The 26,099-nt window shown below is 65.3% G+C and carries 27 protein-coding genes; 8 read left to right on the top strand and 19 right to left on the bottom strand.

All coding sequences use genetic code 11. The features are described 5' to 3' along the window. Window positions 1-266 (bottom strand): NAD-dependent epimerase/dehydratase family protein (locus tag VM054_08285; protein ID HUT99059.1); only part of this gene is annotated, 266 nt, incomplete at its 3' end. A 47-nt stretch (window positions 267-313) separates the two neighbouring features. Beyond that, a complete protein-coding gene (locus tag VM054_08280; GenBank protein ID HUT99058.1) occupies window positions 314-1,150 on the bottom strand; it encodes a hypothetical protein in 837 nt (278 codons plus the stop codon). Window positions 1,151-1,249: 99 nt separating this feature from the next. Between VM054_08280 and VM054_08275 the strand changes: the two genes are divergently transcribed. Next, window positions 1,250-2,197, top strand: a complete 948-nt coding sequence (locus VM054_08275) for a GNAT family N-acetyltransferase (GenBank protein ID HUT99057.1) — start codon at window positions 1,250-1,252, stop codon at window positions 2,195-2,197. On the opposite strand, the gene VM054_08270 is transcribed toward VM054_08275, so the two are convergent. The 9 genes from VM054_08270 to cysS all read right to left on the bottom strand — a co-directional run bounded on the left by VM054_08270 (window position 2,194) and on the right by cysS (window position 11,234). Then, window positions 2,194-2,658 (bottom strand): hypothetical protein, encoded by a 465-nt coding sequence (locus tag VM054_08270; GenBank protein HUT99056.1) that lies wholly within the window; start codon window positions 2,656-2,658, stop codon window positions 2,194-2,196. The two genes, VM054_08275 and VM054_08270, sit on opposite strands and share 4 nt — an antisense overlap. A gap of 10 nt (window positions 2,659-2,668) precedes the next feature. Beyond that, window positions 2,669-3,127: a hypothetical protein gene (locus VM054_08265; protein ID HUT99055.1), complete on the bottom strand. Its 459-nt coding sequence runs from the start codon at window positions 3,125-3,127 to the stop codon at window positions 2,669-2,671. Between the two features lie 129 nt (window positions 3,128-3,256). After that, complete coding sequence (locus tag VM054_08260; GenBank protein ID HUT99054.1) at window positions 3,257-3,751, bottom strand: hypothetical protein; 495 nt, start codon at window positions 3,749-3,751, stop codon at window positions 3,257-3,259. A gap of 121 nt (window positions 3,752-3,872) precedes the next feature. Continuing rightward, window positions 3,873-4,331, bottom strand: a complete 459-nt coding sequence (locus VM054_08255) for a hypothetical protein (protein HUT99053.1) — start codon at window positions 4,329-4,331, stop codon at window positions 3,873-3,875. Window positions 4,332-4,494: 163 nt separating this feature from the next. Then, on the bottom strand, window positions 4,495-4,947 hold the full coding sequence (locus VM054_08250; GenBank protein HUT99052.1) for a hypothetical protein: 453 nt from the start codon (window positions 4,945-4,947) through the stop codon (window positions 4,495-4,497). A gap of 219 nt (window positions 4,948-5,166) precedes the next feature. Then, the gene (locus VM054_08245; protein HUT99051.1) at window positions 5,167-5,700 is read right to left on the bottom strand and encodes a hypothetical protein; all 534 of its coding nucleotides are present in this window, start codon (window positions 5,698-5,700) and stop codon (window positions 5,167-5,169) included. Window positions 5,701-5,836: 136 nt separating this feature from the next. After that, window positions 5,837-7,729 carry a 1-deoxy-D-xylulose-5-phosphate synthase gene (dxs, locus tag VM054_08240; protein ID HUT99050.1) on the bottom strand — a complete coding sequence of 631 codons (1,893 nt, stop codon included), beginning with the start codon at window positions 7,727-7,729 and terminating at the stop codon, window positions 5,837-5,839. A 93-nt stretch (window positions 7,730-7,822) separates the two neighbouring features. Next, the gene (gene murJ / locus VM054_08235) at window positions 7,823-9,535 is read right to left on the bottom strand and encodes a murein biosynthesis integral membrane protein MurJ (protein HUT99049.1); all 1,713 of its coding nucleotides are present in this window, start codon (window positions 9,533-9,535) and stop codon (window positions 7,823-7,825) included. Between the two features lie 202 nt (window positions 9,536-9,737). Beyond that, window positions 9,738-11,234, bottom strand: coding sequence for a cysteine--tRNA ligase (cysS, locus tag VM054_08230; GenBank protein HUT99048.1), 1,497 nt, complete (start codon window positions 11,232-11,234; stop codon window positions 9,738-9,740). Between the two features lie 508 nt (window positions 11,235-11,742). On the opposite strand from cysS, the gene rbfA reads away from it, so the two are divergent. Genes rbfA through ribF form a run of 4 tightly spaced genes read left to right on the top strand, consistent with a single transcriptional unit; the run spans window position 11,743 to window position 14,950 of the window. Beyond that, window positions 11,743-12,090 (top strand): 30S ribosome-binding factor RbfA, encoded by a 348-nt coding sequence (rbfA, locus tag VM054_08225; GenBank protein HUT99047.1) that lies wholly within the window; start codon window positions 11,743-11,745, stop codon window positions 12,088-12,090. Further along, a complete protein-coding gene (locus VM054_08220; protein ID HUT99046.1) occupies window positions 12,083-13,078 on the top strand; it encodes a bifunctional oligoribonuclease/PAP phosphatase NrnA in 996 nt (331 codons plus the stop codon). Before rbfA ends, VM054_08220 begins: the two co-directional genes overlap by 8 nt. 6 nt (window positions 13,079-13,084) lie before the next feature. After that, on the top strand, window positions 13,085-13,990 hold the full coding sequence (gene truB, locus VM054_08215; GenBank protein HUT99045.1) for a tRNA pseudouridine(55) synthase TruB: 906 nt from the start codon (window positions 13,085-13,087) through the stop codon (window positions 13,988-13,990). Between the two features lie 9 nt (window positions 13,991-13,999). After that, window positions 14,000-14,950, top strand: a complete 951-nt coding sequence (ribF, locus tag VM054_08210) for a riboflavin biosynthesis protein RibF (GenBank protein HUT99044.1) — start codon at window positions 14,000-14,002, stop codon at window positions 14,948-14,950. Window positions 14,951-15,265: 315 nt separating this feature from the next. Here the strand turns inward: ribF and VM054_08205 are convergent, their stop codons facing one another. Then, window positions 15,266-16,708 carry a putative glycoside hydrolase gene (locus VM054_08205; protein HUT99043.1) on the bottom strand — a complete coding sequence of 481 codons (1,443 nt, stop codon included), beginning with the start codon at window positions 16,706-16,708 and terminating at the stop codon, window positions 15,266-15,268. Between the two features lie 87 nt (window positions 16,709-16,795). Further along, complete coding sequence (locus VM054_08200) at window positions 16,796-17,338, bottom strand: hypothetical protein (GenBank protein ID HUT99042.1); 543 nt, start codon at window positions 17,336-17,338, stop codon at window positions 16,796-16,798. A gap of 211 nt (window positions 17,339-17,549) precedes the next feature. Between VM054_08200 and VM054_08195 the strand changes: the two genes are divergently transcribed. From VM054_08195 to VM054_08185, 3 genes are read left to right on the top strand one after another with little or no spacing between them, the layout of a single operon-like run. After that, on the top strand, window positions 17,550-17,972 hold the full coding sequence (locus VM054_08195; GenBank protein HUT99041.1) for a PPC domain-containing DNA-binding protein: 423 nt from the start codon (window positions 17,550-17,552) through the stop codon (window positions 17,970-17,972). Between the two features lie 3 nt (window positions 17,973-17,975). Next, the gene (locus VM054_08190) at window positions 17,976-18,725 is read left to right on the top strand and encodes a methyltransferase domain-containing protein (protein ID HUT99040.1); all 750 of its coding nucleotides are present in this window, start codon (window positions 17,976-17,978) and stop codon (window positions 18,723-18,725) included. Beyond that, window positions 18,718-19,185, top strand: a complete 468-nt coding sequence (locus tag VM054_08185; protein ID HUT99039.1) for a prepilin-type N-terminal cleavage/methylation domain-containing protein — start codon at window positions 18,718-18,720, stop codon at window positions 19,183-19,185. Before VM054_08190 ends, VM054_08185 begins: the two co-directional genes overlap by 8 nt. A 304-nt stretch (window positions 19,186-19,489) precedes the next feature. Here VM054_08185 and VM054_08180 read toward each other — a convergent pair whose 3' ends face one another. From VM054_08180 to VM054_08155, 6 genes are all read right to left on the bottom strand, one after another. Further along, window positions 19,490-20,443, bottom strand: coding sequence for a hypothetical protein (locus VM054_08180; GenBank protein ID HUT99038.1), 954 nt, complete (start codon window positions 20,441-20,443; stop codon window positions 19,490-19,492). A 97-nt stretch (window positions 20,444-20,540) separates the two neighbouring features. Then, window positions 20,541-21,956, bottom strand: a complete 1,416-nt coding sequence (hslU, locus tag VM054_08175) for an ATP-dependent protease ATPase subunit HslU (protein HUT99037.1) — start codon at window positions 21,954-21,956, stop codon at window positions 20,541-20,543. Then, the gene (gene purE / locus VM054_08170) at window positions 21,946-22,467 is read right to left on the bottom strand and encodes a 5-(carboxyamino)imidazole ribonucleotide mutase (protein ID HUT99036.1); all 522 of its coding nucleotides are present in this window, start codon (window positions 22,465-22,467) and stop codon (window positions 21,946-21,948) included. The genes hslU and purE overlap by 11 nt, the downstream gene beginning before the upstream one ends. A 21-nt stretch (window positions 22,468-22,488) precedes the next feature. Continuing rightward, entirely contained in the window at window positions 22,489-23,775 is a 1,287-nt protein-coding gene (purD, locus tag VM054_08165; protein ID HUT99035.1) for a phosphoribosylamine--glycine ligase, read from the bottom strand. Between the two features lie 87 nt (window positions 23,776-23,862). Then, window positions 23,863-25,383, bottom strand: a complete 1,521-nt coding sequence (purH, locus tag VM054_08160; protein HUT99034.1) for a bifunctional phosphoribosylaminoimidazolecarboxamide formyltransferase/IMP cyclohydrolase — start codon at window positions 25,381-25,383, stop codon at window positions 23,863-23,865. Window positions 25,384-25,620: 237 nt separating this feature from the next. Then, complete coding sequence (locus VM054_08155) at window positions 25,621-25,983, bottom strand: hypothetical protein (GenBank protein ID HUT99033.1); 363 nt, start codon at window positions 25,981-25,983, stop codon at window positions 25,621-25,623. Window positions 25,984-26,099 lie beyond the last annotated feature (116 nt).

The raw sequence follows: 26,099 nt of genomic DNA, 5'->3' as shown, positions 1-26,099 counted from the left end.
GCCACGATGGAGCGGTCCACGTGGGTTTCGGCGGCGAAGTTGACCACCGCGTCGCAGCCGTCCATGGCGCCCAGCGCGTCGGCGCGCACCGACACGTCGCCCTTCAAAAAGGTGATGTCGCCCCAGACCGCGTCGAGGTTGGCCAGGCTGCCCGCGTAGGTCAGCTTGTCCAGGACGACGATGTCCCAGCGGGGTTTTTCGCGTCGGAGGAGGTGGACGAAGTTGGAGCCGATGAACCCCGCCCCGCCGGTGACGAGAATTTTCAATTAAGCACTCCTATTTGTAACATTCAGAGGGATGCATAAGTAATAATTTAGGATTTTGTGTTTTTCTGTGGGGCAATAAATAAATGTTTAATAGGTACATATTTATCGGTAATTTCTTTTACTGAGAAATAACTTTTAAGGTTTTTTGAGTTTTCTTCATCATAATCATATAATTTGCAGTACAGGTCCAACAGTTCATTGGTATCAATATTTTTTGTTTTTTTACTTTGTTTTCTTTCTTTTACAATATTCCTCTTCATCTCCTTGTAACAAGTCGATAGAGGGTTATTTATTATGGTGATGAAAGTATCAATTAGGTAGTAATAAATATTTGCATTTAAAGATATATTGTTTCCTATTATTACACATTTATCATGTAAATTTCTGTTCCCATGTATTTTATATAAAGCATTAGCTCTATATGCAGCGGAAATGTTGTATAAATGGGTTTCAGTTTTTGCTTTTTTATAGAGATCACTTTTAATTTCATATATGCTATCTATATATTTTGTGAGTACTTCGTATGTTATTGGAAAACATTCTGGTATGATAAATGGGATGTCATAATGTTTGATATATAGGTTACTTATAATACGTCTGTATTGAAATTCTTTATCTTCAATAAATGATACGACGTTGTTTATGGATTCATTCCTTTTTATTCGAATTTCTATTTCACCACCAGTATCCAGTTGTCTTTCATATTGTTCAATAAGATTATAAATTTCAGAATATCGACTGTATAAATCTTTTGTAAGTTCTCTATATTCCTTTGCCAAATAGATAAAAAATGTACTGCGTTTTGTACTGGAATAAACAGATACAGCTATAAATATCGCTATAAGACTTAAACCAATTGCTATGCTGTTGAATATTATGTCCATGTCCTTTGCTTTTCGTTTATTACTTCCTGCTTCTCAATTTATTTGTCAAGTGGTATTCTATTGTCTGCTTGTTCAAAGAAAGATTAGTGTAGTATCAAGATGCGCATCCGCCGGTATCAGGACGACGACCTGGCCGCGCTGGTGGAGCTCTCCAACCTGGAGAACCCCCTCCCCGCGTCGCTTTCCAACGCCCGACACGGTGAGGATAACATACCCCCGGAACGGCTCCTGATGCGCTTCATCGGCGAACAGGACGGCCGCCTCATGGCCTCCGTCTCCATCTCCGGCGGCTTCTTCGCCGAGCCGGGGACGTTCCGGGTCGGCTGTTTCGTCCACCCGGATTACCGGGGCCGGGGCCACGGCCGCACGCTGTGGAACCTGCTGGAAAGCCAACTCGCGTTTCTCGCCTGGAAAAAGCTCATGGCGCAGACGTGGGCGGACCGGGAGGCGGCGCTGGCGATGCTCGGGCGGCGCGGTTTCGCGGTCGCCCACGAGGACCTCTTCCTCCGACTGGAGCTCGCCCGGTATAAAAGGCCGGAGGATTACTCCGAGCGTCTGCGGCGCGTCGAACTACAGGGAATTGTAATCCGGCTCTACGCCGAAATCAACGACAATGATAAGGAACGGCGGCTGTGGCGCATCTTCGAGGACTCGGAGGCCGACGTGCCCCACGCCGTGCCCTACCGCAAGCAGGACTTCGAGGAGTGGAAAAAAGCGTTCGCCGGTCCCCCGATGGACACCGACACCTACGTCGTGGCCCTGGACGGTGAGGAATTCGTAGGCGTGACGGGGCTGATGCTCCCCGGCGGCCCGGACGCGCCGGCCATGCCGCTCATCACGGGCACGGTGCCGGAGTATCGCGGGCGGGGCATCGCCACGGCGCTCAAGTACGCGGCGATGGAACTCTACGAAAAGCGGGGCGTGCCGGCGCTGGTGACCGGCAACGCCCGGGAGAACGCCGCCATGCTGGCCATAAATAAAAAGCTCGGCTTCGAGCCGATGCCGTCGCTGTTGAGCCTGGTGCGGGAACGGGAGGGCGCGGCCTAGGGGAGCTTTGTTATCGTAATCAGGACGACGGGGGCCGGGTAGCCGTCGCCGAAATCGAAGTCATCCGCCGCGATGTCCACCGACCAGCCGCCGGTCTCCCAGTGGTGGAAGGAATCCACGACCTCCGGCTCGCCGAAGGTCTTTTTTAAAACGTCGAGCCAGGCCCCGTAGGCGTCGGTGCGCGTCTCGTCGGGGGGGTGCGCCTCGGCGTAGACGACTTCCGCCAGGCGCTCCGAATAATCGTAGGCGTACCGCAGCAGCCGCCCGTCCTGAGTCCCTTCGATGATGAAGAGCTCGTCGGCGTTGTCGAAGTGGTCCTCGACCGTCCAGCCCGCGTCCTCCAGGGCCGCGAAGACGGCCGTTGAATCGGCGCCGAGGGGAAGTCCCGGCAGGAAGGGGTCGGAGTAGCCGAGGACCGCGGCGGTCTGCAGAAGGCCGAGAAGCACCGTCAGGTAGCGCATGGGTTACCGTCTAAAGGAATGTGATGCTGCAGGTCAGGGTGGCCGCGCCACCCCCGGCTTCGGTGATTTCGAACCACACCTCCATGCCGGGGATGTTCCAGTAGTGGAACGTCTCCGTGTCCACCATGGGTTTCCCGTTCAAAAGCCTGAACCATTCCACCCACTCGGCTAAACGGTCTTTGCATTTCCAGGCATCGTCCCAGGGCTCGGTGTAGGTCACGTCCCTCAGGTAGGTCTCGTCGAGCCAGCCCAGCGTGAGAGTCGCCCCGTCCCGCGAGGCGTCGAGGGATAGGTTGTTCTCGGCGGTTGACACTTCCCAGCCATCTTCCCGAAGCAGAGAGGCCGCCCCTTCCGAGGTGGTTTCAATGGACAGGTCGAGGCACAGAGGATATACGGGCGTCTCCTCCCCGGCGCGGCTCGCCGAAGCGAGAACGGAAAAGACCGCGATCAGCAACAGGAGCCTGTTCACCTGTCACCCCCTTTGTTTAGGTAAGTTTAACCTTCCACCGCCGATCCCTCCACCGGGCCGGCTACCTGTGGTATTCCCCTCGGATTGGTTAATCGGGCGTAGCGCTTCTTTCCAGCGGTCGGCGCCGGTTCAGGGCACCCTGAGTGGGTAGATGTTGACCATTGTGGTGGGTGTCGTGCTCTCGCTGGCGATGAAAGTCTTGTCGTAAATTTTTATCTCGTAACCCGAATTGGACCAGTGCGTGTCGTGCTCGTTTACCTCGATCGGTTCGCCGTAGTACATCTGCAACCACTCACGCCAGATCGAGAACGCCTTTTTGCACTCCGCGATGGAGGGCCACTGCTCGAGATAGGTCAGGAAGATGAGCCGGCCGTAAACGTCGTAATCGTAGATCAGCTTCCGGTTGCCCGACTCGCCTCGGACGCGGAAAACCGGGTCGGTTTCGACGTTGTACCACTCGTTGCTCGTCTCCCAGCCGTTTGCCTTCAGTGTGGCTTCGATCTGGAGAGAGGTGTCCCCGATGGAAAGGCCGTCGAGGAAGGGATCGGGCAGTGTCTGCGTTTCTGCGGCCATTGCAACGGTGGCCAGACAGAGTGGAAGGAAGATCATCCAACCGATGCGCATGGTTCCACCTTCTGATGTTGTGGTTCGATGTGGGCTGCGTTGGGATGATAGTCGCGCGCCCCGACCGGGTCAAGGGCGATGCCCCCCTGTCGCTCCTTCGTCCGGCGGGCGCCGGCGGCGGTCAATCGAAGAATATCTCGACCGACAACTGCGGGCCGTCCTCCCCGGGCGGGTGGTACTCCACGTAGCTGTCGGTGGCCCCTCCGGTCCAGTAGCACCCGATGACGGGCCCCGTGCCGCTCTTGAGCCCCGGTCCGAGAAGCGCCTCAAACCCTTCGCAGAGACGCCGGTACTCGGCCTCGAGGTGGGCGAGGGTCTCGTCGGAGCCGTCCTTCGCCGTGAGACCGTAGGACAGGTGGAGCACCCGGCCCGCTTCGTAGTTGGAGAGATACACCGTGACCTGCTCGTCGCCGAGCTCGGAGTGGCGGAAGGCGGCGGGCTCCTCCAAAAGTGTCGCGGCGATGAGCCACCCCTGGGAGTCTATGGCCCGCGACACCTCGTCGTACGAGCTGTCGTAGGGGTTGATACCGAGGATCGGCTCCCGGTCCGCGGTTGCCCCTTCGGGCGCGGTTGATGACATGGCTGTCACCGATTGGAGAAGGGTGAGAATAATTATTGGAAAAAACCTCATGCCGTCGCTCCCTTCCTTCACGATATCTCATTTAAGTGAGGGGTTCGTCTCCCCGGTTGGTTACGGCCTCGAAGATGCACCGGGGTTGACGCGGTCCGAGCCGACCCCCGACTCAGTCCCAGGTGACGGTGACGAGGAGGCCGGCGCCCTCTATGTGCAGCGCGATGGTGTACATGCCGGGGACGATCCAGAGCTTCGACCCGTCCACACTCACCGCGGCCGGATTGCCCCAGACCTCTTGCAGGCGCTCGCTCCACTCGTCGAGCTTGTCGTTGAGCGCAACCGAAGAAGCCTTCTCGACAGAATACCGGGCGAAAGTCTGCGAGCCCCCGCTGAAACGGTACTCCAGGCGCTCGTCCCCCCGGACGCCGGTTATCAGATCGCTGGACGACTCCGGCCCGAAGGTCCCCGTGCCCGTCGCGGTATACCCCGCGTCACTCATGGCCGCCGACACCGCTTCGGCGTCGGCCCCGAAGGGGATTTCTTCGAGGAAGGGGTCCACCGGCACGACGTTGGCGGCCAGAGTAGCGGTGAAGGCCAGGATTATCAATGCGAAGCTCTTCATGGTTCACTCCTCACGGCATGACTGCGGTTAATGAAACAAGCTCCCCCTGTCGTAGAGCATCGCCCTGAGTGGCGCGGCGTTTTTCGGGTCCTCGGTAAAACCGCGCGATGCGGGCTCGGGTCGCAGCCGGTCCAGGGGTGGAGGCGATTTTCTACCGGGATCGGCGCGCCCCTCCGGCCGTGATACGGTGGTCCGGCGGCGTGCGGTTCCCACTACGCGTCAGTCACCCTCCGGTTCCCGGAGCGGGACGAGGTTGACGGAGACGGTCAGCCGGGTGTCCCACATCGGCGCCAGGATGAGCTCTATCCGGCTCGCGTCCCGGTCGGCCCAGGTGTGGCTCCACTTATCCTCGTTCTTTTCCGTTATCCCCGGTCCGATGAGGTAATCGAAGGCGACGATTAGCCGGTCGAACTCCACCCTCACTCCCTCGACGGCGCCCTCGATTTCGAGCCAGGGAACCCGGGTGTACTCCACCTCGAGGATGTCCTGGTGGATTTCACTCGGCGTCGAAGCGGTCGGGCTGAAGGTGAAGGTCAGGCGCTCGTCGCGGCCGTCACCCACATAATCGGCCGTCACCCGTTCCTCGTCAGCCTCGATCTGGGTCCAGCCACGCTCCGCAAGAACACCGGTCACGTAGCCCATGCTCGTCGCCACGACGGGCGTGCCGAGGATGGGCTCGACGTAGTCCAGCACCCCGGCGTCGGCCAGGCAGATGGCGGCCAGGGTCATCAGGAGAATCCAGCTCTTTTTCACTCATGCTCCCCGGGGGTGTGTCGTATCGGTAAATTATAGCCCAACCGGAGTCGGGCTTCAAATGGGAGGACGTGGCGGCGCCCCGGTAATGATTTCAGCGAGCCGGACGGTTCGGCTCTGACCGGGTGTATGAGGGCTATTCGACCAGAAGGGATTCCACGGCGCGCACTATCCCCGGGGCGTCCAGGCCAAGCTCGGCTCGCAGTTCCTCCTGGGTGCCGTGGGTGACGAAGCGGTCGGGGATGCCCAGCCGTCTCAGTTTTATTTTCCCCGAATCCAGGAGGCCGCGGTCCGCCAGAAGCTCCAGTACGGCCGAGCCGAAGCCGCCCTCGAGGGTGCCCTCCTCCACGGTGAGGACGCGGCCGGTTTTCTCCGCCCATTCCACGATCAGGTCCGCGTCCAGCGGCTTGAGCCACCGGGCGTTGATCACCGCGACGCTGCGGCCCCCCTCCGCCAGCGCCTCCGCCGCCTCCACCGCCGGAATCACGGTGGAGCCCAGGGCCACGACCACGGCCTCGGCCCCCGCCCGGCGGAGCTCGCCCTTCCCGATGGGAATCTCGTGCAGCGGCTGCGTTCGGTCCACCCCGGTGCCTTTCCCCCGAGGGTAGCGCACGGCGAAGGGGCCCGGGTGTTTGTACCCGGTGTAGAGGAGGTGGCGCAGCTCGTCCTCGTCGGCCGGGGCGCAGACGGTCATGTTCGGCGCGCTGCGCAGGTAGGTCAGGTCGAAGCATCCGTGGTGGGTCGGGCCGTCGGCGCCCACCAGACCGCCCCGGTCCACCGCGAACAGCACCGGCAGTCCCATCAGGCAGACGTCCGTCACCATCTGGTCGTAGGCCCGCTGGAGGAAGGTGGAGTAGATGGCCACCACGGGCTTCATCCCCGAGATGGCCAGCCCCCCGGCCAGGCTCACCGCGTGCTGCTCGGCGATGCCCACGTCTATGAACTGGTCCGGCAGGGCGTCGGCCAGGATGTCGAGGCCGGTCCCGTCGGGCATGGCGGCGGTGATGCCCACCACGTTCGGATCCTTGGCCGCCAGCTCGGTGACGGTGCAGCCGAAAATCTCCGTGTACGTGGGCGTCGGTCCGCTCACGTGGCACACGCCGGTGGCGGCGTCGAATTTCCCCAGGCCGTGGAACTTGGTGGCGTCGTTCTCCGCCGGCTCGTAGCCCTTGCCCTTGACCGTGATCACGTGGAGGAGGACCGGCTGGGACAGGTCGCGCACCGTTTTCAGGACGCCTACGAGCTTGGGCAGGTCGTGGCCGTCTATGGGACCGAAGTACAGAAATCCCATCTCCTCGAAGAGCATCCCCGGCGTGACCATGTTCTTCAGCCCCTCCTCGATCTTGCGCGCCAGGGAGAAGATGCCCATCCCGATGCCGGGTATCTTCTTGACTATCTCCTGGACCTGCTTGCGCAGCGAGAGGAAGCTCCGGGTGGTGATCATCCGGTTGAGGTAGTTCGACAGAGCCCCCACGCTCTTGGAGATGCTCATCTTGTTGTCGTTGAGGACGACGAGGAAGGGTATCTTGCAGCGCCCGGCGTGGTTGAGGGCCTCGAAGGCCATGCCGCCGGACAGGGAGCCGTCACCGACCACGGCGCACACGCGGTGCTTTCCCCCGTTGTGCTCGCGGGTCAGGGCCATCCCCAACGCGGCGGAGATGGCCGTCGAGGCGTGCCCCACGGCGTAGGTGTCGTAGGGCGACTCCGAGGGTTTGGGGAAGCCCGATATGCCGCCGTACTGGCGCAGGGTGGGGAGGAGGTCCCGCCGGCCGGTGAGTACCTTGTGGGTGTAAGCCTGGTGGCCCACGTCCCACACGAGCTTGTCGGCGGGCGTGTCGAGCGTGTAGTGGAGGGCGATGGTGAGCTCGACGGCGCCCAGGCTGGGGGCCAGGTGACCGCCGGTCTCGCTCACCGTCTCGATGATGTAGCGGCGCAGCTCCTCGGCCAGCTCCGCGAGCTCGAAGAGGTTGAGCCGCCGGAGATCGGACGGGTCGTCAATCCGGTTGAGTAGTTTGTAGGTGGAATCCATCGGGCTCGAAGGGCTCACGTTACCCGCGCATTATACCACCCCGGACTGGGGTGCCCGGCAAGGGCGGATCGGTCCGGGGTCGTGAATCAGCGACTATCCGCTTTCCGGCCCCTTCGGCGGGAACCTTCGCCGGAGCATGCCGAGGAGGATCACCTTGAGGTCCGCGAGCTCCGCGGAACGCATCGCCCAGGCGGCGAGGAGGAAGACGGCCGCGCCGGCGACTATGCCTCCTCCGCCCAGGGCGAGCTTGTCCAGGAAGGTGCTCGATTCGGCGGTGAACCCGTACCACTCCATTCCGAACCAGAGCACCGCGCCCATCGCGACCGCCGCGACGAGGAGTTTCAACCCCGACTTGAACACCTTCGTGAAGCCGATGGGCCCCACCCGGCGCCGCATGATGAACAGCAGCAGCCCCAGGTTGACGTAGCTGGCAAAGGCGCTGGCCAGCGCCAGGCCGCCCTGACGCAGCCAGTGCATGAGGGACAGATCGCCGATGATGTTCACCGCCACGGCGATGGCGCCCACGATGACCGGGGTCTTCGTGTCCTTCTGGGCGTAGAAAACCGGCACCACGACCGACACGCCGATGTACCCCATGAGCCCGGACGTGTAGAACAGGAGGGCCCAGGAGGTGTTGTGGGTGGCCAGGGCGTCGAAGGCTCCGCGCTGGAAGAAGAGCGCCACCAGCGGCTCGCGCAGGATGATTATCCCGATCGAGGCCGGAATCGCCACGAACAACGCCATGCGCAGGGCGTAGTTCATGGTGTCCCGCAGCTCCCCGAGCTTCCCCTTGGCGGAGAAACCGGAGAGGGTCGGCAGGATGGCCGTGGAGATGGCCACCCCGAAGACGCCCATGGGGAACTGAAGTATCCGCTCGGCATAGTTCAGCGAGCTGATCATCCCCTCGCCCAACAGGCTCGCCAGGGCGTTGTCCACCAGCAGGTTGATCCGGACGACCGCCATGCCGAAGAGGGCGGGCACCATCAGCTTCAACACCCTCTTCAGGCCCGGCCCTTTGAGGTCAATGATGGGCTTCCACCGGCCGCCCAGCCGGCGCACCCCGGCCCCCAGCACGACGAGCTGGCAGAATCCGCCGAGCACGACCACCAGCCCGACCCCGTAGATGAGCTCCACCGGCACTTTCCCGAAGAGCGGCACGAGAGTGTATAGCCCGGCGATGAAGACGAAGTTGAGGATGATGGTCCCCGACGAGGGGAGGGCGAAGCGCTGGTAGGCGTTCAGTATCGCCATCAGAATCGCCGCCAGGGTCATGGTCACCGTGAAGGGGATCATGGTCCGGGTCAGGTCCACGGCGAGCTCGAGGTTGCCGGTACTGACGAAACCCGGCGCGATGACCCGGAGGAGCTGGGGGGTGAAGACGGCCACGATCCCGGCCAGGATGAGGGTGAGGAGCCCCAGGGTGTTGAAGAGGTTGTTGGACAGGTACCAGGCCTTCTCCGGGCTCTGGTTTTCCCGGATGTCCACGAAGGTGGGGAGGAAGTAGGCCGCCATGGCCCCCTCGCCCAGGACGCGCCGGAAGAAGTAGGGGATGCTGTAGGCGATGCGGAAGGCGTCGTTGACCGCCCCGGCGCCGAAGATGGAGGCGTAGAGTATCTCGCGCACCATGCCCGTGATGCGCGAGAGCAGCGTCATAAAGCCGACCACGCCGGCCGAGCGGATGATTCTCCTGCCGGGTGGTTGCTTCGAATCCCCGGGGGATTCGTAGGCGGCCTGACCCGTCCCCGGGATGGGTACGGCGGGGGCCGGCCTGTCTTCGCCCGGGCGCTTGGGCTCTTCGTCGGTCATGCGGACGGGGGTTCGACCGCGCCGGTTGGGTTTCGTTGAGCGTCGGCGTGGCCGTGAGACGTTGTCGGTGAACGAAAAGATTGTAACATCCGTTTACCGATTGAAAAACCTTATTCGCGGCGAAAAATCGGGGGCTTGAGTCCGCCGGCGGTAAAGAAAGGGGACGGCCGCGCGCCGTCCCCCGCGAGTTATTTTCCGGCGGTTACTCGGCGAGGTGCCACTTCGTCCCCTGGGGGGTGTCCTCCACGACCACGCCGAGCGCCGCCAGCTCGTCCCGTATGGCGTCGGCCCGGGCGAAGTCCCTGGCCCCCTTCGCCTCGGCGCGCCGGGCCAGCCTATCCTCGACGAAGGCGGCGTCAACCTTCGCCCCCGTCGTTTCCCGCCCCAGTCGTAGGCCCAGCACCGTATCGAAGCCGAGGAGCGCCTCCCGGGCCGGGTCAATCTCGTCCCGGCCGACCCGACCCTCGTCGAGCATCCGGTTGACCGTGCCCAGCATCTCGAAGACGGCCGCCAGGGCGGCGGAGATGTTCAGGTCGTCGGCCAGCGCCGCGGCGAAGCTCTCCTTGGCCTTGCGGATGGCTTTGCCGGCCTCCCCCCGACCTTTCGCGGAATCCGCGGCCGCCTCCGCCTCGCGGTCCAGGCGGCGCAGGAAGGCTTGGAGCTGCTTCAGGTTCGTCTCCGCCCCGGCCAGCCCCTCGAAGGTGAAGTTCAGCGGCTTGCGGTAGTGGGTGCTCTCCAGGAGCAGCCGGACGGCCAGGGGGTTGTGGCCCCGCGCCAGCACGTCGCGCAGGGTGAAGTAGTTCCCCTTGGACTTGGACATCTTCTCGCCGTCCACGACCAGGTAGCCGCAGTGGAGCCAGTGGCGGACGAATTTCTTCCCCGACGCGCCCTCGCTCTGGGCTATCTCGTTCTCGTGGTGGGGGAAGATGTTGTCGTGCCCGCCCGAGTGGACGTCGAGGGTCTCGCCGAGATGCTTCTGGGACATTGCGGAGCACTCGATGTGCCAGCCGGGGCGCCCCACGGGTAAAGGCGAGGCGGGGTCGTACTCCTTCGGGTCCCAGATCGGCTCGCCGGGACGGGCCTTCTTCCACAGGGCGAAGTCGCGGGCGTCCTCCTTCTCGTACTCGTCGGAGGAGACGCGGGCCCCTACCCGCACGTCGCCTAGCTCGATCCCGGAGAGGAGGCCGTAGCGCGGGAATTTTTTTATGGCGAAGTACCAACTCCCGTCGTCCCCCTCGTAGGCGTAGCCGTTGGCGGCCAGGGCGCCGATGAGGCGGACCATCTCGGCCACGTGCTCGGTGGCCCGGGGGTAGACCGCCGCGCGCTTGATGTTCAGCGCGTCTATGTCCTCGAAGAAGGCCTGGATGTAGGGCGCGGTGTAGGCGTCCAGGCGCCGCCGCATCTCGTCGGCGGGGACCTCCACCCGGTCGGGGTTGGCGCCCAGGATGGTCTTGTCGTCCACGTCGGTGAGGTTCATCACCTGGCGGACCTTCCACCCGAAATACTCCAGCGTCCGTACCACCTGGTCCTCGAAGATGTAGGCGCGGAAGTTGCCGATGTGGGCGTAGTTGTAGACCGTGGGTCCACAGGTGTAGTAGGTGACGGGCGTACCGGGATTTTCCCGCGCGGGGCTGTCGGCGGGCGGGAATTCCAGGAGCTGCCTGGAGTAGGTGTCGTAAAGTTTTAAGGTGGTGGCCATGCGCACCTCGTCTTCCGCGAAAAACGTTTTTTTATGGCCGCCCGCCGCCGGTGTCCGGGTGGCGGCGTAGCCGTGACTGACCTTCGCTGAAGGGGATGGATTTAAGAAAGCGGCGGGCGCGGCTACCGGACGGTCGGCCGACCCGCCGGCCGACAGCCACAGAGGAGGAGGAGCGTCTGGTGAGGTGAGGTCATGGCGTACCCGGGATTATTCATATCACGGCGTCATGTTAAGCCAAAGGCCGGGCGCAGTCAAGGGCGATTTGTGGGGGGCGAACACCGTCGTGTGACGGAGACCCGCACTCGTTGTGTGTTCGAATGTAGGGCGGGGATTCCTTTCCCCGCCGCTTTTACGTTCCCAGCCCCGACCCTCTCCCTAACCCGTAGGCGAGCCTCTCCCTGGAAGGGAGAGGGGGCGCGGCGGGCCCGTCCTTGATGGACCACGTCCGGCGTGCTATACTTCTTCGTCCGCCGGGAACCTAGGGCGGCGCGACCGTGAAGGCGTTGGGATGGGGAAACGAACGATCCAGGTGGGCAGGCTTATCCGGAACGCCCTCGCCGACCTCATCGCCGGGATGAGGGACACCCGCGTCAGGGAGGTCACCCTCACCGACGTCGTGATCTCGACGGACCTCCTCCACGCCAGGGTTTACCTGGACGTTTTCGGCGACGAGGCGGATGCCGCCCGGGCCGTCCGGGCGCTCGAACGCGCCTCCGGCTACCTGCGCCGGGGCCTGGCGGAGATGTTGAACCTGCGCAACACGCCGGAGCTGCGCTTCCTCTTCGACAGCAACCTGCGTCGGGGCGAACGGGTTTCCCGCCTGCTCCGCGACACCGAGGAGCCGGTGGATGAGTGAGGGCCCGACCGTAGATTTCGACGGCGCCGCGGTGCTGATAGGGGGGGCCCGTCGCCTTTTCCTGGTCACCCACGTCAACCCCGACGGCGACGCGGTGGGGAGCACCGCCGCCCTGGCCCACCTGGCCTCGGGGTGGGGCGCGGAGGCCGTCTGCTACTGCCCCGACGCCGTTCCGGCAGCTTTCCGCTTTCTGGTCGGGGCCGAGCTCTTCACCCGCGACCCGGGCCTCCTCGACGCCGCCGACGTGGTCGTGGTGATTGATTGCAGCGACCCCTGGCGCCTGGGTCCGGAGCACAACCGGATTCTGGCGCGCAGGGAAAGGGTCGTCCTCATAGATCACCACACCGACGTCACCCCCTTCGGCGGGGTCAACGTGGTGGATCCGACGGCCGCCGCCAGCGGGGTGCTGGTGTACGAGCTCCTCGGGCGCCTCGGCTGGCCGGTGGACATACCCGCCGCCGAGGGGCTATACGCCGCCATAGACACCGATACCGGCGGATTCCGCTACCCCAACACCGACGCCCGGTGTCTGCGGGTGGTCGCCGAGCTCGTCGAGCTGGGCCTGAAAACGGACCGGGTGGCGCACCGGATCTACGAGTCCCACCGCTTCGAGCGATACCGCCTCCTGGGGCTCGCCCTCCGGACGCTGGAGCGGGAGCTTGAGGGCCGGCTGGCCCTGATCAGCGTCACGCTGGAGATGCTTTCCCAGACCGGCGCCGTCGTGGAGGACACCGAAGACATCGTGGACTACGCGCGCGGAATCGAGGGGGTCGAGGTGGGGGCCTTCCTGCGTGAGGACCCGGGCGGGATGGTGAAGCTGTCCCTGCGGTCGAAGGGCGGCGTGCCGGTGAACGAGCTGGCCCGGCTCATCGGCGGGGGCGGGCATCCCTGTGCCGCCGGGGCCAGATTTGAGGGGACCCTCGCCGAGGCCCGGCGCTGGGTCATCGAGACGGTGCGCTCCGCCCTGGACGGCGGACCGGAGGGGTAGGTATTAGTGGCCGAAGAGCTAACAGGCGTGCTCAACTGCGACAAGCCGGCGGGCTGGACCAGCTTCGACGTCATCCGCAAGCTGCGCCGCGCCCTTGGGATGAAGAAGATGGGCCACACCGGCTCGCTGGACCCCATCGCCACCGGGGTGCTGGTGATCTGCCTCGGGCGGGCCACGCGGCTGGTGGACCTCTTGATGGCCACGGAGAAGGAGTACCGCGCCTGGGTCCGCTTCGGCGTCGCCACCGACACCTACGACGCCGATGGGGAGGTGACCGACGAGGCGGAGCCGCCCGCTGACCTGCGCGCCGCCATCGAGGAGGTCATCCCCCGGTTCACGGGCGAGATAATGCAGAGCCCTCCCCCCTATTCCGCGGCCAAGGTGGACGGGGAGAGGCTCTACAAGCTGGCCCGTCGGGGGAAGCCCGTCCACGTCCCGCCCCGGCAGGTGAAAGTCTTCGGTTTCGATTTCGTCGGCCTCGAGGGCGTGCAGGCCGAGTTTCTCATCTCCTGCTCCAAGGGGACCTACGTCCGCGCCCTGGCCCACGACATGGGCCGGGTCATCGGCTGCGGGGCTCATCTGGCCGGCCTGGTCCGCACGCGCAACGGCGTCTTCACCGTGGAGGAGGCCCTCGGCGTGGACCGCCCGCCCGAGGAGCTCCACGAGGCGGCCCTGGAAAAGCTGGTCCAGCCCGAGCGCTCGCTGACCTACCTCACCAAGTGCCGGGTCTCCACCGATGATCTCACCCGTTACCTCCACGGCATCCCGGTGACCCTGGGCGAGCGGCACCCCGTGGGGACCCTCCTGCGCGTGTACGGGCCCGAGGGCTTCGTCGGAGTGGGCCAGGTGGAGCCCGGTCCCGGCGGCGCGGTCATCCAACCCCGGACGACCCTCGTCACCCCCGATTCCTAGTCAGGCGTCATGGACCTCTACCCCGGCATCGAATCCGCCCGGGGCCGCCTGCAACCCGGCGGCTGCTTCACCATCGGCACCTTCGACGGGGTGCACCTGGGGCACCAGCGCCTGTTGGCCCTCCTCGACGGTATGTCGGGGGACGACCCGGCGGTGGTGCTCACCTTCCGTCGCCACCCCCTGGCCGCCCTCCGGCCCGAGAGCGCCCCGGAGCCGCTGACCAGCGTCGAGCGCCGTCTCGAGCTCCTCGCCCTGGCCGGGGCCGACGCCGCCATTCTGGTGGAGTTCGACCCCGTCTTCGCCGCGCTCACCGCCGAAGAATTACTCCGCCGGCTCGTGGAGGAGCTGGGGATGACCGGTATGGCGCGGGGCTACGACCACCGCTTCGGGTCCGACCACGCCGACGCGGTGAAGCTCGGCGAGCTGGCCGGGAGGCTCGGTATCCGCGACGAGGTGCTCGAGCCGGTGACCGAGTGCGGCCTGGTCGTCAAGAGCAAGGCCGTCCGCGGCCTCCTGGCCGAGGGTGACGTCTCCAGGGCGGCCTGCCTTCTGGGCAAGCCGCACCGCTTGCTGGGCCGGGTGGTGAAGGGGCTCGGGCTGGCGCGCAAGCTCGGCTTCCCCACGGCCAACATCCCCGATTACTACGAGATGCCGCCCAAGCCGGGGGTTTACGCCGTGGAGGGGCGGCTCATCGGGCACGTCTACCGGGGTGTGGCCAACATCGGCTGGCGCCCGACGGTGGAGGACTCACCCTGTGGGGCCAAGCCGATGATGGAGGTCCACCTCTTCGACCAGCGGATGGACGCGTACGGGGCGGCGGTGGCGGTGGATTTCCACGCCCGGCTGCGCGACGAGGTGCGGTTCCCCGATCTCGACGCGCTGAAGGCGCAGATAGAGCGGGACGTGCGAGCGGCCCGGGACTGGTGGGCGGCGCACCCGGTCGGGACGGAGTACGCCTGAGGGTTGTGTAGATTGCATAATGTAGGGCGGGGCTCCGTGCCCTGATGATTGCGATGATGTAGGGGCCGACCTTTAGGTCGGCCCGTTTTTTATAAGGCAGCCCTCACCCTAACCCGTGCCTCGCGGATTGCGATGACGTAGGGGCGGACCTTTAGGTCCGCCCGTTTTTTTATAATGCAGCCCTCACCCCTATCCCCGTCGGCGCGCCGCTCCCACTGGGAGAGGGGAGCTGCTTTCGCCCCCCCTCCCCGACCCTCCCCCAGAGGGGGGAGGGTGAATTACCCGCGGGCCGACCTTTGATGTCGGCTCAGCCCTCTACCTCGACCCCGCCGGGATTATCGGGACGGGCTCGACTTTGGGCGGGGGGTTGAGCGGCGGGGGCAGCGGCCTCCACATCGGGTCCAGCGCCGGCCACAGCGGACCGTAGCTCGAGTTGGCGTGCCAGAAGAGGTAGCCGTCGGCGCCGCCGGCCAGCGCCCCGCGAATCTGGTCCCGCACGTACCCGGTGAAGTCCGAAGGCGCCATGAGATCGAAGGCCTGGAGGAAGGGCCGGTTGGAGCAGGCGGCTAGAGTGCCGGGGAACTCGGGCGGCGGCGAGTACCGGTAGACCATCCCCGGGTGGGCCAGCTCGAGGAGGGCCCGGGTGGAATCCGCCCGGAAATCGGGCGGCGGAGGCGCCACGTATTCCACCGCCTCCAGACGCCCTTTGAGCACCGCCGCGCAGTCCTCCAAAATCCGCCAGGTCCGCCCCGGCCCCGAGTAAAAGCCGGAGCCGAAGTGGCTCGGGTAGTCCATCGGCGAGAGGGCGTCCAGCCGCAGGGCCATGTCGTCCACGTCCTGCCCCTCGGGGTTGCGTTTTTCATACAGGGCCGAAAAACCGAATACGTCCACGGAGAGCTTCACCCCCGTCGGGCGCAGCACCTCCTCCGCCCGGTCCAGGAAGGCGTTGATCGCCCACTCCTTGGACCGGCCTCCGGCGTGGGGGGTGTAGGCGTGGAGCACGTCGCCCTCGGTGGGGAAGCGCAGGTAGTCGAACTGGACCTCGTCCACCCCGGCCTCGGCGCAGGCCAGGGCCACGGCGAGATGGTAATCCCAGGCCTCCTCGGCGTAGGGGTCCACCCAGACCGAATCGGCGTGACCCACCCACGCCAGCCCCGTGCGCTCGTCCTTGACCGCCAGCCAATCCTTGGTCTCACCCCGGGGGTCGTACCGGGCCAGGTATCGGTCGTAGTGGACGACGACCCGGGCGATGACGTAGGCCCCGGCCCCGTGGAGGCGCTCCACCAGCCCCGGCAGGTCGTAGTAGGAATGGACCGCTTTGAGCTCCCAGGCCAGCCCCTCGGGCGAGAGGTCGGGCGCGTCGGCGGGCGAGCCGCGGAGCGGGGTGTAGGTCGCCAGCTCCGGCCGCGGCTCCTCGGGAACCTTTAGGGGGAAGCAGATTTCGCCGGGCGCCGGCTTGGCGTCGAAGACGACACAATTTATCCGTCCCTCGGTCAGCATCCGTTCCAGCTCGGTGAGCTTGGACTCCCACCCCGCCCGGAGGCCGACCAGGTAGACGCCGACCAGCCCCGGCGGGGTGTCGGTGTAGGTCAATTCGACGAGCCCCTCGTCCCAGGCCACCGGGACATAGGCGCGCTCGCGGTGGGCCTCGGCCCGGTTCCACCACGCGTCGTCGTGGACCGCCGAGGTGTCCACCGGACCCTCGAACCAGGCGCCGGCGAGGGCGGGGAGCAGAAGCGGAAGGGCGATTTTTTTCACCGCGGCTCCGAACGCGACGGCCGTTTACGGTGACATTCTACCAGAACGGGGAGCCCGCGGACTCCCCGAACGCTCGTTCACCGAAAGCTAGAATCCCACGTAAAATCCGGCCTGGAAGGTGAGGGAGTTGATGGTCGCCGGCTCGGTGTCGGCCCAGTGGTACGTCCCGTCCGCGTAGGCCCCCATGAATCCGAGAAAGCCTATTTCCAGCCCCAGCCCCGCGTTGTAGCCGAACTTGGCCCCCGTTTCGTCCACGTACTTCCCGGTGTCCTCGTTGGTGTACTCCAGGCTGTAGAAGTAGAGCCCGAATCCGGCCAGGACGTAGGGGGTGATGATGCCGGGCAGCTTGAATTTGGCCTGCAGGAAGATCGGCACGATGGAGTTCATCTCCGTGGAGGGGATGCCGTAGGAGTTCTCCTTCACCGTGCCCTCGACGTAGGTGATGTTGAGGGAGGTGTCCAGGAAGGGGAGGATGCCGAGGTCGAACTTGAGGCCGCCGGTGAATCCGCCGGAGAAGGTTTTCCCGTAATCGCCCAGCGGCATGAGGTATCCGACCCGGGCGCCCACGGAGAAGAAGGCCAGGCTCGGCAGGGCCAGAAGCAGCGGCAGGAGGATAAACATCTTGCGCATGGTTGCTCCTTGGTTGTCGAACGGATACCCAATCCTACCCGAAAACCGCCGGCCGTTCAAGGCCGCAACCGCCGGTCGTTCGAGACCGCCCGGAATAGAGGCCGGTGGAGAGGTAGCGCTCGCCCCGGTCGGGCAGGACGGTCACGGGTGAAGCCCCAACACCCGCCGCCGACGTGGTATGATTGAAATGTAACTGCGGAGAAGGAGGGGCGTGGGCCTCTACGAGTTCAGCGAAGGGCGCCGGTTTCTCGTCCGCGTCCCCAAGGGCGAGGAGCTGGTGGCCTACATTGATCGCTTGGTCAACGAGCAGGGCATCGCGCAGGGGTTCATCTCGGGCATCGGGGCCGTGGCGGAGGCGGTCATCGGCTTCTACGACCAAGAAACACACGCCTACCAAGAGCGCGAGCTCACCGGCGGCCTGGAGATAGTCTCGCTCCTGGGGAACGTCTCCCGGCGTGAGGGCCGCTGCCACGCCCACCTCCACGTCGGCCTGGCCGACCACTCCGGGGCGATGTACGGCGGGCACCTGGGCCGGGCCGTGGTCTTTCTGACCGAGCTGGTCGTGGTCGAGTTCACCGGCCGGGAGCTGGAGCGCCTTCCCGACGAGGCCACCGGCCTGGTGTGCTGGAGGTAGACGGTGAAGCAACTTCTCGGACGGCTGATTCCGAGTTCCCTCAGATCCTATCTGCGTCAGCTCTACTTCAAATTCCGCGGGCTTTTTTACCGCGGCGGCGGGGTGGAATGTCCGGTCTGCGGGAGACGTTTTCGCCGTTTCATCACCCACGGCTTGAAACGTCTCTGCCCCGGCTGCGTCTCGTCGCGGAGGCAGCGTCTGGAACTCATCTACCTGCGCCGGGAGACGGATCTGTTCCGTGAGCCTCTCAAGGTGCTTCACATCGCCCCCGACCTGACGCTCCACCGCCTCTTTCACCGGCAGCGCAACCTCGATTACACCAGTCTCGACCTACACCGCAAGTACGTGGACCGCAACGGCGACCTCACCGCCCTTCCGGACCCGACGGAGAGCTTTGACGTACTGTTCTGCTTCCACGTCCTGGAGCACATCCCCGATGATCGTCAGGCCATGCGGGAGATGCGGCGGGTGCTGAAATCGGACGGCTGGGCGCTGATCCAGGTGCCCCACTATCCGCAGCGGGGGCCGACCTACGAGGACTTCTCCATCGTCTCCCCCGCGGAGCGGAAGAAACACTTCGGCCAATGGGATCACGTCCGCGTCTACGGAAATGATTTTGAGGAAAGGCTGGAGGAATCCGGCTTCACGGTGCGCTTCATTGATTACGCCGCCACCCTTTCCCCGGCGGAGGCGGCGCTTTACGGAGTCAAAGATACCGTGGGATTCCATCTGTGCACAAAGGGCGATGCCTGATTCGACCACCAGTCAGACCGGTTTTTCCCTCATCGAGATGCTCATCGCCAGCGCCATCCTGTTGATCGGCGTGACGGGGATTCTTTTGGCCATCCCCGGGGCCGAGGAGGGGGTGGCCGCGGGGGGGATGGCCGGTCGGGCGGCGCTCTACGCCAAGGAGCGGCTGGATTCCCTGGCGGCGCTGGATCCGACGGAGCTCGCCCGCGGGGCGCGGCTGGCGCCCTACTCCGACTCGCCCGAAGGGCTCTACACCCGGCGCTGGTGGGTGCTCTCGGCGGAGCTCGAGCCCGACCTCGAGGGGGAGCGGCTGGCGGAAGTCCTGGCCGAGTCGGGGCTCGTCCCCGGGGACTTCGACCTCCCGACCGGTTTCTTTAGGCTGAAGGTGGAGCTACTCTGGCGGCCGCCCGGTGGGAGGTTGGAGCGGATGGAGGTGGGGCAGCTCGTAACGCCGTCGCGGTAGGCCGACAATGTTGCGATAAATGACGTAGGGGCGGGTGTCCACACCCGCCCGTTTTTTACCCCTCACCCCGACCCGCATCTCGTTGCGATGACGTAGGGCGGCCCCTCTGCGGGCCGCCGCGCTATCTGCTACACCAATCTCAATCCTCACCCCAGCCCGGAGGCGGGCCTCTCCCACAGGGAGAGGGAGACCACGCCGATCCTCACCCAAAGTTGCGATGACGTAGGGGCGGGTCTCCAGACCCGCCCGCGGGCCGCCGTATCCGTTTAAAAAAGAAGAGGGGCGCCGGGCCCCTCTTCGTTTATCAACCCTCGCGGGGTGGTTGACCCCCACCCGGGGGTCGGTCTCTACCGTCGGAGGAACGATCACCCCCGCCGGAGGAACGATCCCTGCCGCCCGAGGAACGATTACCACCTCCCGAGGAACGGTCGCCCCCGCCCGAGGAACGATTACCACCTCCCGAGGAACGGTCGCCACCGCCCGAGTCCGGCTTTCTCCGGCGGTGCCTCTGCCGGGGACGGTCGTCCGCGCGGGTCTGGAGCCGGACGTGCGGCCGGTCAACGTTTTCATCCACGGTCAGGGCGAAGAAGGCCAGGTAGAGCTCGTGGTAGTAGACGCCGACCAGGCTCAGGTAGCTCCAGACGAAGCCGAGGAACAACAGGAGGGATAGCGCCAATTCCACGATGCGCAGTGGGGTGAAGGCCAACCCCGACGAGAGAATCCACGCCAGCCGGCCTAGCGCGTAGAGGAGGAACAGGCCGGCGAGGTTCATCCGCATCTGCCCACCCGCCTCCAGCCGTTCCAGACGGCGGTGGACCTCGGCGGAGTGCTCGGCCAGGGCCGACAGGCACAGCCTGTCGCGCAGCTCGTCGTTGGCGGTTTCGTACTTGAAGTAGGTGCGGAAGGCGTTGGCGAAACTCTGGGGAAAGTTGCGGTCGAGGGAATGCCCGGCGCCATGAGCCAGTTTCACCCTCAACAGCCCCGCCTCGCGGCTCGCGCGTTCCAGGAAAAAGCTGCCCGGTATCCGTCCGAAGAAGGACCGCTGGACCAGCCGGCCGAACCAGCCGAAGACGGTGGACAACAGAAGCCCCGCGGTCAGTGCCAGGACGAGGAACACCAGCGCGCCGGTAAGGCTGAATCCGCGCACCCCGAACAGGGAGAAGAGGTTGATCTCCACCCTCCATGTCGCCAGCACGGCCAGGGCGCCCGGAACGATCATGGCGAGCAGCCCGTAGCGGTTGAGACTGTAATGGTTCATCGAAAACCTCGCTAGGGGGATCGGTGAAAAACCACGGATCCCGGAGAAAACTGGTGGAAACGCCCACCCCGCCCCGTAGGCGAGCCTAGGGCCGGAGCTAGAGGATGTACCGGGAGAGGTCCTCGTCCTTGGCGAGGCTCTCCAGCTTCTCGTCAATGTACTCCCGCGTGACGATGAGCTTCTGCTCCCGATCCAAGTCGGCGGCCTCGAAGGAGGCTTCCTCGAGCAGGGCCTCGAGGACGGTGTGGAGCCTTCGGGCGCCGATGTCCTGGGTGTGGGTGTTGATGTACTCGGCGAGCTCGGCCAAGCGCTCGACGGCGCCGGGAGCGAACTCCAGCCGGAGGCGTTCCGTGCCGAGAAGCGACTGGTACTGCTTCACCAGCGCGTTCTTCGGCTCGGTGAGGATGCGGGTGAAGTCCTCCTTCGTCAGGGAGTGCAGCTTTACCCGGATGGGGAAGCGGCCCTGGAGCTCGGGCATGAGGTCCGACGGCTTTTTCTGGTGGAAGGCCCCGGCCGCGATGAAAAGAATGTGGTCCGTGGAGACCAGGCCGTACTTGGTTTTGACCGTCGTGCCTTCCACGAGGGGAAGGAGGTCGCGCTGGACGCCCTCCCGGGACACGTCGGGGCCGTGAATCGTCCCGCCCGCGACGATTTTGTCCAGCTCGTCCAGGAAGACTATGCCGGTGGTCTCGGTACGGGCCAGGGCCTCTCGGGTGACCTTCTCCTGGTCCATGAGGCGTTCGGCTTCCTCGTTCACCAGGGCGCGGCGGGCCTCGGAGACCTTCAACCGGACGCGCTTTTTCTTCTTGGGAAAGAGGCCCGAGAGCATGTCGCCCAGGTCGAGCCCCATGCCCTCCAGGCCCGCGCCGGAGAAGGCGCTCAGCACCGGGTTGTCCGAACTCGACACTTGGACGTCCACCTCGCGGTCCTCAAGCTCCCCGGCCGCCAGAAGCCCACGTAACTTTTCCACGCTGCGCTCGTGGTGGGCCAGGGCCTCCTCGTATTCCTTGCGCTCTTCCTCGGACGCTCCCGGACCGGGCAGCACGGGCGGTCGGGGCAGGAGCAGCTCGAGAAGCTTCTCCTCGGCCCGTTTTTCGGCCAGCTCTGCGACGCGGGCGCGCTCCTCCTCGCGGACCATGTTCATCGCTATATCGGTCAGGTCGCGGATGATGGACTCCACGTCCCGGCCCACGTAGCCGACCTCGGTGAACTTGGAGGCCTCCACCTTGACGAAGGGGGCGCCGACCAGGCGGGCCAGCCGGCGGGCTATCTCCGTCTTGCCCACCCCGGTGGGGCCGATGAGGATGATGTTTTTGGGCGTTATCTCGAAGGCGATCTCGGGCGGGAGCTGGAGCCGCCGCCAGCGGTTCCGCAGGGACACCGCCACCGAGCGCTTGGCGTCGTCCTGACCCACGATATAGCGGTCCAGCTCGGTCACGATGCGCCGGGGGGTGAGCTCATCGGAGCTCAACCGCTTTTCTTCCGGTTCGAGGGGCATGAGTTTATTTTCCATCGCCCAGCTCTCGTTGTAGTTCCCCGTCGTCCCGCCGGACCTTCTCCCGCTGGGCTTCGCGGTGTTCGGCGAGCCTGGACGCCAGTTCTTTATCCGACAGGGCCAGGCACCCGATGGCGAAGAGGGCGGCGTTCTCCGCCCCGGCCCGCCCCAGGGCGAAGACGGCCACCGGAATCCCCCCCGGCATCTGGACGCTGGCCAGAAGCGCGTCCAGTCCCCCCAGGCCGCCGGACTCCAGGGGGACGGCCAGGACCGGTTTCGTCGTGTGAGCGGCCACCGTTCCCGCCAGATGGGCCGCCATCCCCGCCCCGCAGATGAAGACCTCGACGCCCCCGGCCTCCGCCTCCCGAACGAATCGGATGACCTCTGCGGGCGTGCGGTGGGCCGAGAGCACGCGTCCGGTGAATCCGACGCCGAATTCGGTGAGAATCTCGAAGGCGGCGTCCATCACCGGTTTGTCCGAGGCCGAGCCCAGGAGCACGGCCACCCTTTTCTCGTTTTTTCCGCTCAACGCACCTCCGAGGGTTCTCCCCTAGCCCGACGAGTTCGTCAACCGCTCCAGCTCGTGCCAGGCGATGTCCTTCCGCAGGGTCTTCCCCTTGAACCGGATCTTCTCCGCCCGCTTGTAGGCGTTGTGCACCGCGGCCCGGATGGTGGCTCCCATGCCGGTCACCCCGAGCACGCGCCCCCCGTTGGTGACGGTCTTCCCCTTGCTCACCCGCGTCCCGGAGTGGAAGACGACGCTGGCGTAATCGTCCCGGCCGATGCCCGCAATCTCGTGCCCGGTCTGGATGTGCCCCGGGTAACCCTCGCTGGCCAGGACGACGCAGGCCGCCTTCTTCTTGGTCAGGTTCACCTGCTTCACGGGCAGGTGCCCCGTGGCGGCTGCGTAGATGAGCATCAAGAGGTCGTCGGCCACCCGGGGGACGATGGCCTGGGTTTCCGGGTCGCCGAAGCGGCAGTTGTACTCGATGATGCGCGGCCCGTTCTCCGTCAGCATCAACCCGGCGTAGAGCATCCCGGCGAAGGTGTGCCCCACCGCCGTCATACCCTCCAGCGTCGGCTCCACCACCGTCCGCATGACATGCTCCACCAGCTCGTCGGTCACGATGGACACCGGCGAATAGGCCCCCATCCCCCCCGTGTTCGGGCCGGTGTCGCCCTCACCGATGCGCTTGTAATCCTGTGCGCTGGCGAGCACGCAGGTCCCCCCGCCCCCGTCGGCCAGCACGAAGAGCGATACCTCCTCGCCGTGCAGGAACTCCTCGATGACGACGGTCTTCCCGGCCTGTCCGAAGGCTCCGGTGTGTAGCATGGCGTCCAGGGCCTTTTCGAGCTTGGCGGGCGTCTCGCAGATGAGCGCGCCCTTACCCCCGGCCAGCCCGTCGGCCTTCACCACCAGGGGCAGTCGGTGCGTGGTGCCGTATTTCCAGGCGGCGTTGAAATCGTCGAAGACGCCGAAGGGCGCCGTGGGCACCCCGACGGACGCCATGAGCTCCTTGGCGAAGGCCTTGGAGGACTCGATGCGCGCGGCCGCCAGGGTGGGACCGAAGATGGTGAGCCCGGCACGCCCGAACTCGTCCACGATGCCGCCGTCGAGGGGGGCCTCGGGCCCGACGATGGTGAGGTCTATGGCCGCCCCGCGGGCGAAGTCAACCAGGGTGCCGATTTCATCGCCGGGGAGGGGCGGAATCTCGGCGATGCCGGCGATGCCCGCATTTCCGGGGTAGGCGTAGAGCTTTTCGAGCCTGGGGGAACGGGATACCCCCCAGGCCAGGGCGTGCTCACGTCCGCCGCCGCCGACGATGAAGACGCGCATGTGTCGCCTCGTAGGTGCGACCGTGGAGGACTCGTCCTACCGGTCGCCTCGCGGGCGGGTCAGGAGACCCGCCCCTACGTTGTTTTTTTAATGCCTGAAATGGCGCGTGCCGGTGAAGACCATCGCCGCGCCGGCCCTGTCCGCAACTTCGATGGCCGCCTCGTCGCCCTTGGAGCCGCCGGGTTGGATGATGGCGGTAACGCCCGCCGACGTCAGGGCCTCCACGCCGTCGGGCATGGGGAAGAAGGCGTCCGAAGCGGCCACGGAGCCCCGGGTCCGCCTCTCGGCCTTGCGCACCGCGATGATGGCCGAATCCACGCGGCTCATCTGCCCGGCGCCCACACCGACCAGCCAGCACGCGCCGTCTTTTTCCCGGCAGGCCAGGACGACGGCGTTGCTCTTGACGTGTTTGACCGCGCGCCAGGCGAACCGCAGCGCCGTCCACTCCTCCTCGGTCGGGGCCCGCTTCGTCACCACGCGCTCCTCGCTGGACCACTCGTCGTCCACCCCTTGGAGGAGCAGTCCGCCGGGGATGAAGCGCCCCTCGAGCCCGGTGGGCGGCTCGGGCGTCCCCAGGGCGATGAAGCGGCGCTGGGATTTCTTCGTCAACAGTTCGAGAACGCCGGGAGCGTAGTCCGATGCCACGGCGCACTCGATGAAGCGGGTGTCGTGGATGAGCTCCGCGGTTTTCTGGTCCACGGTGCGGTTGAGGGCGACGACGGAGCCGAAGGCCGACAGGGGGTCGCCCTCGAGGGCCAGCTCGTAGGCCCGCTCCAGGGTGGAGGCCTCGGCCAGGCCGCAGGGGTTGGTGTGCTTGACGACGGTCGCCGCGGGTGAGGAGAAGTCGCACACGGCGTTCCACGCCGAGGCGATGTCCCAGTAGTTGTTGAAGCTCAGGGCCTTTCCCGAGAGCGGCTCGGCCGATGCAAGCCCCCCGCCGCCCGCGAGGGGCACGTAAATCGCCGCGGGCTGGTGCGGGTTCTCGCCGTAGCGCAGCTCGCGCCCCTTGCGGTATGCCGCGATGTAGAGCTCGGGGAGCCCCTCCCCGCGGGTCAGGTAGCCGGTTATGGCCGCGTCGTAGGTCGCGGTGTGGGCGAAGACCTTGGCCGCCAGGTCGCGCCTGCGTTCGAGGGTCACTCCGCCCGCGTTTATCTCCTCCAGGACGACCGGGTAATCGGCCGGGTCGCACAGGGTGACGACGTGGTTGAAGTTCTTGGCCGCCGCGCGCAACAGGGCCACCCCGCCGATGTCTATCTGTTCTACGGCCTCCTCGGGGGCGGCCCCGCGGGCCACCGTCTCGGCGAAGGGGTAGAGGTTCACAACCACCAGGTCTATCTCCACGGAGCCGATTCTCTCCAGGTCCCGCTGGTCATCCTCCGTCCGTCGGGAGAGGATGCCGCCGTGGATGCGCGGGTGCAGCGTCTTGACCCTTCCGCCCAGAATCTCCGGGGAGCCCGTGTAATCCGCCACCTCGATGACCGAGAGGCCGGCCTCGCGCAGAACGCCGGCCGTGCCGCCGGTGGAGAGCAGCTCGACGCCCTTGAGGCGGTGGAGGAAGTCCACCAGCCCGGTCTTGTCGGACACACTGGCCAGGGCTCGGCGGGGAATCAGACGGTCGCTCATGTTCAAAAAACCACCCGGGCGGTAGTCGCCCCTTCACCTGAAGGGGGAAAAACAGGCTCAAATCGGAATGTCTCCGACTTCGACCCGCGTCGGGGATGCGGGGAGGCGTATTTTAACATACGAGCGCCGGGGCGTCAGCCGGCCCGGCGGCACCTCCGCTTCACGGAACCGTTCGCGCGAGACGTGGGGCGGCGGTCCCGCTTGCGCCGAGCGGTCCGTTCCCTAACCCTTTCCCCGGTTCTCGGGCTCCTCTTTGAGCAAATCCTCGACGTCCTTGGTGTCCACCCACCGCACGACCGTCGCGTCGGGCTCCTCATCCACGGGGTCTCCGCGCAGACGCTGCCGGCGTCTCACCCAGGCGGCCGCCAGGTAGCGGTAGATGGGGGTGAGGAAGAAGGCGTCAACCAGCACGAAGAGGCCGAAGATGAGCGTGAACCAAATTTCGCCTTGTGTGAAGCCGGTGCGCGCCCCGTGAACCACGGCGAAGGTGACGCCCGCCAGCCCCACCGACAACAGGGTCCACAGCGCGATACGCCCCTCACGCTCGAGCTCGCGGCGGTAAGTCTCGTACTCGGAACTGCCCATCCCCGCCTCCTTGGCAATCTGCCGTCACGCCCCGCACGACGCCGGGTTTCCTCAACCCCGGTCAAATATAGAGCCCGGTTCACCGGGTGTCAAGGAGCACCCCTTTCGCATCCTCC

It is taken from the genome of bacterium (assembly GCA_035528375.1).
Lineage (GTDB): Bacteria > RBG-13-66-14 > RBG-13-66-14 > RBG-13-66-14 > RBG-13-66-14 > RBG-13-66-14.
This window is presented reverse-complemented; position numbering and strand designations above follow the sequence as displayed.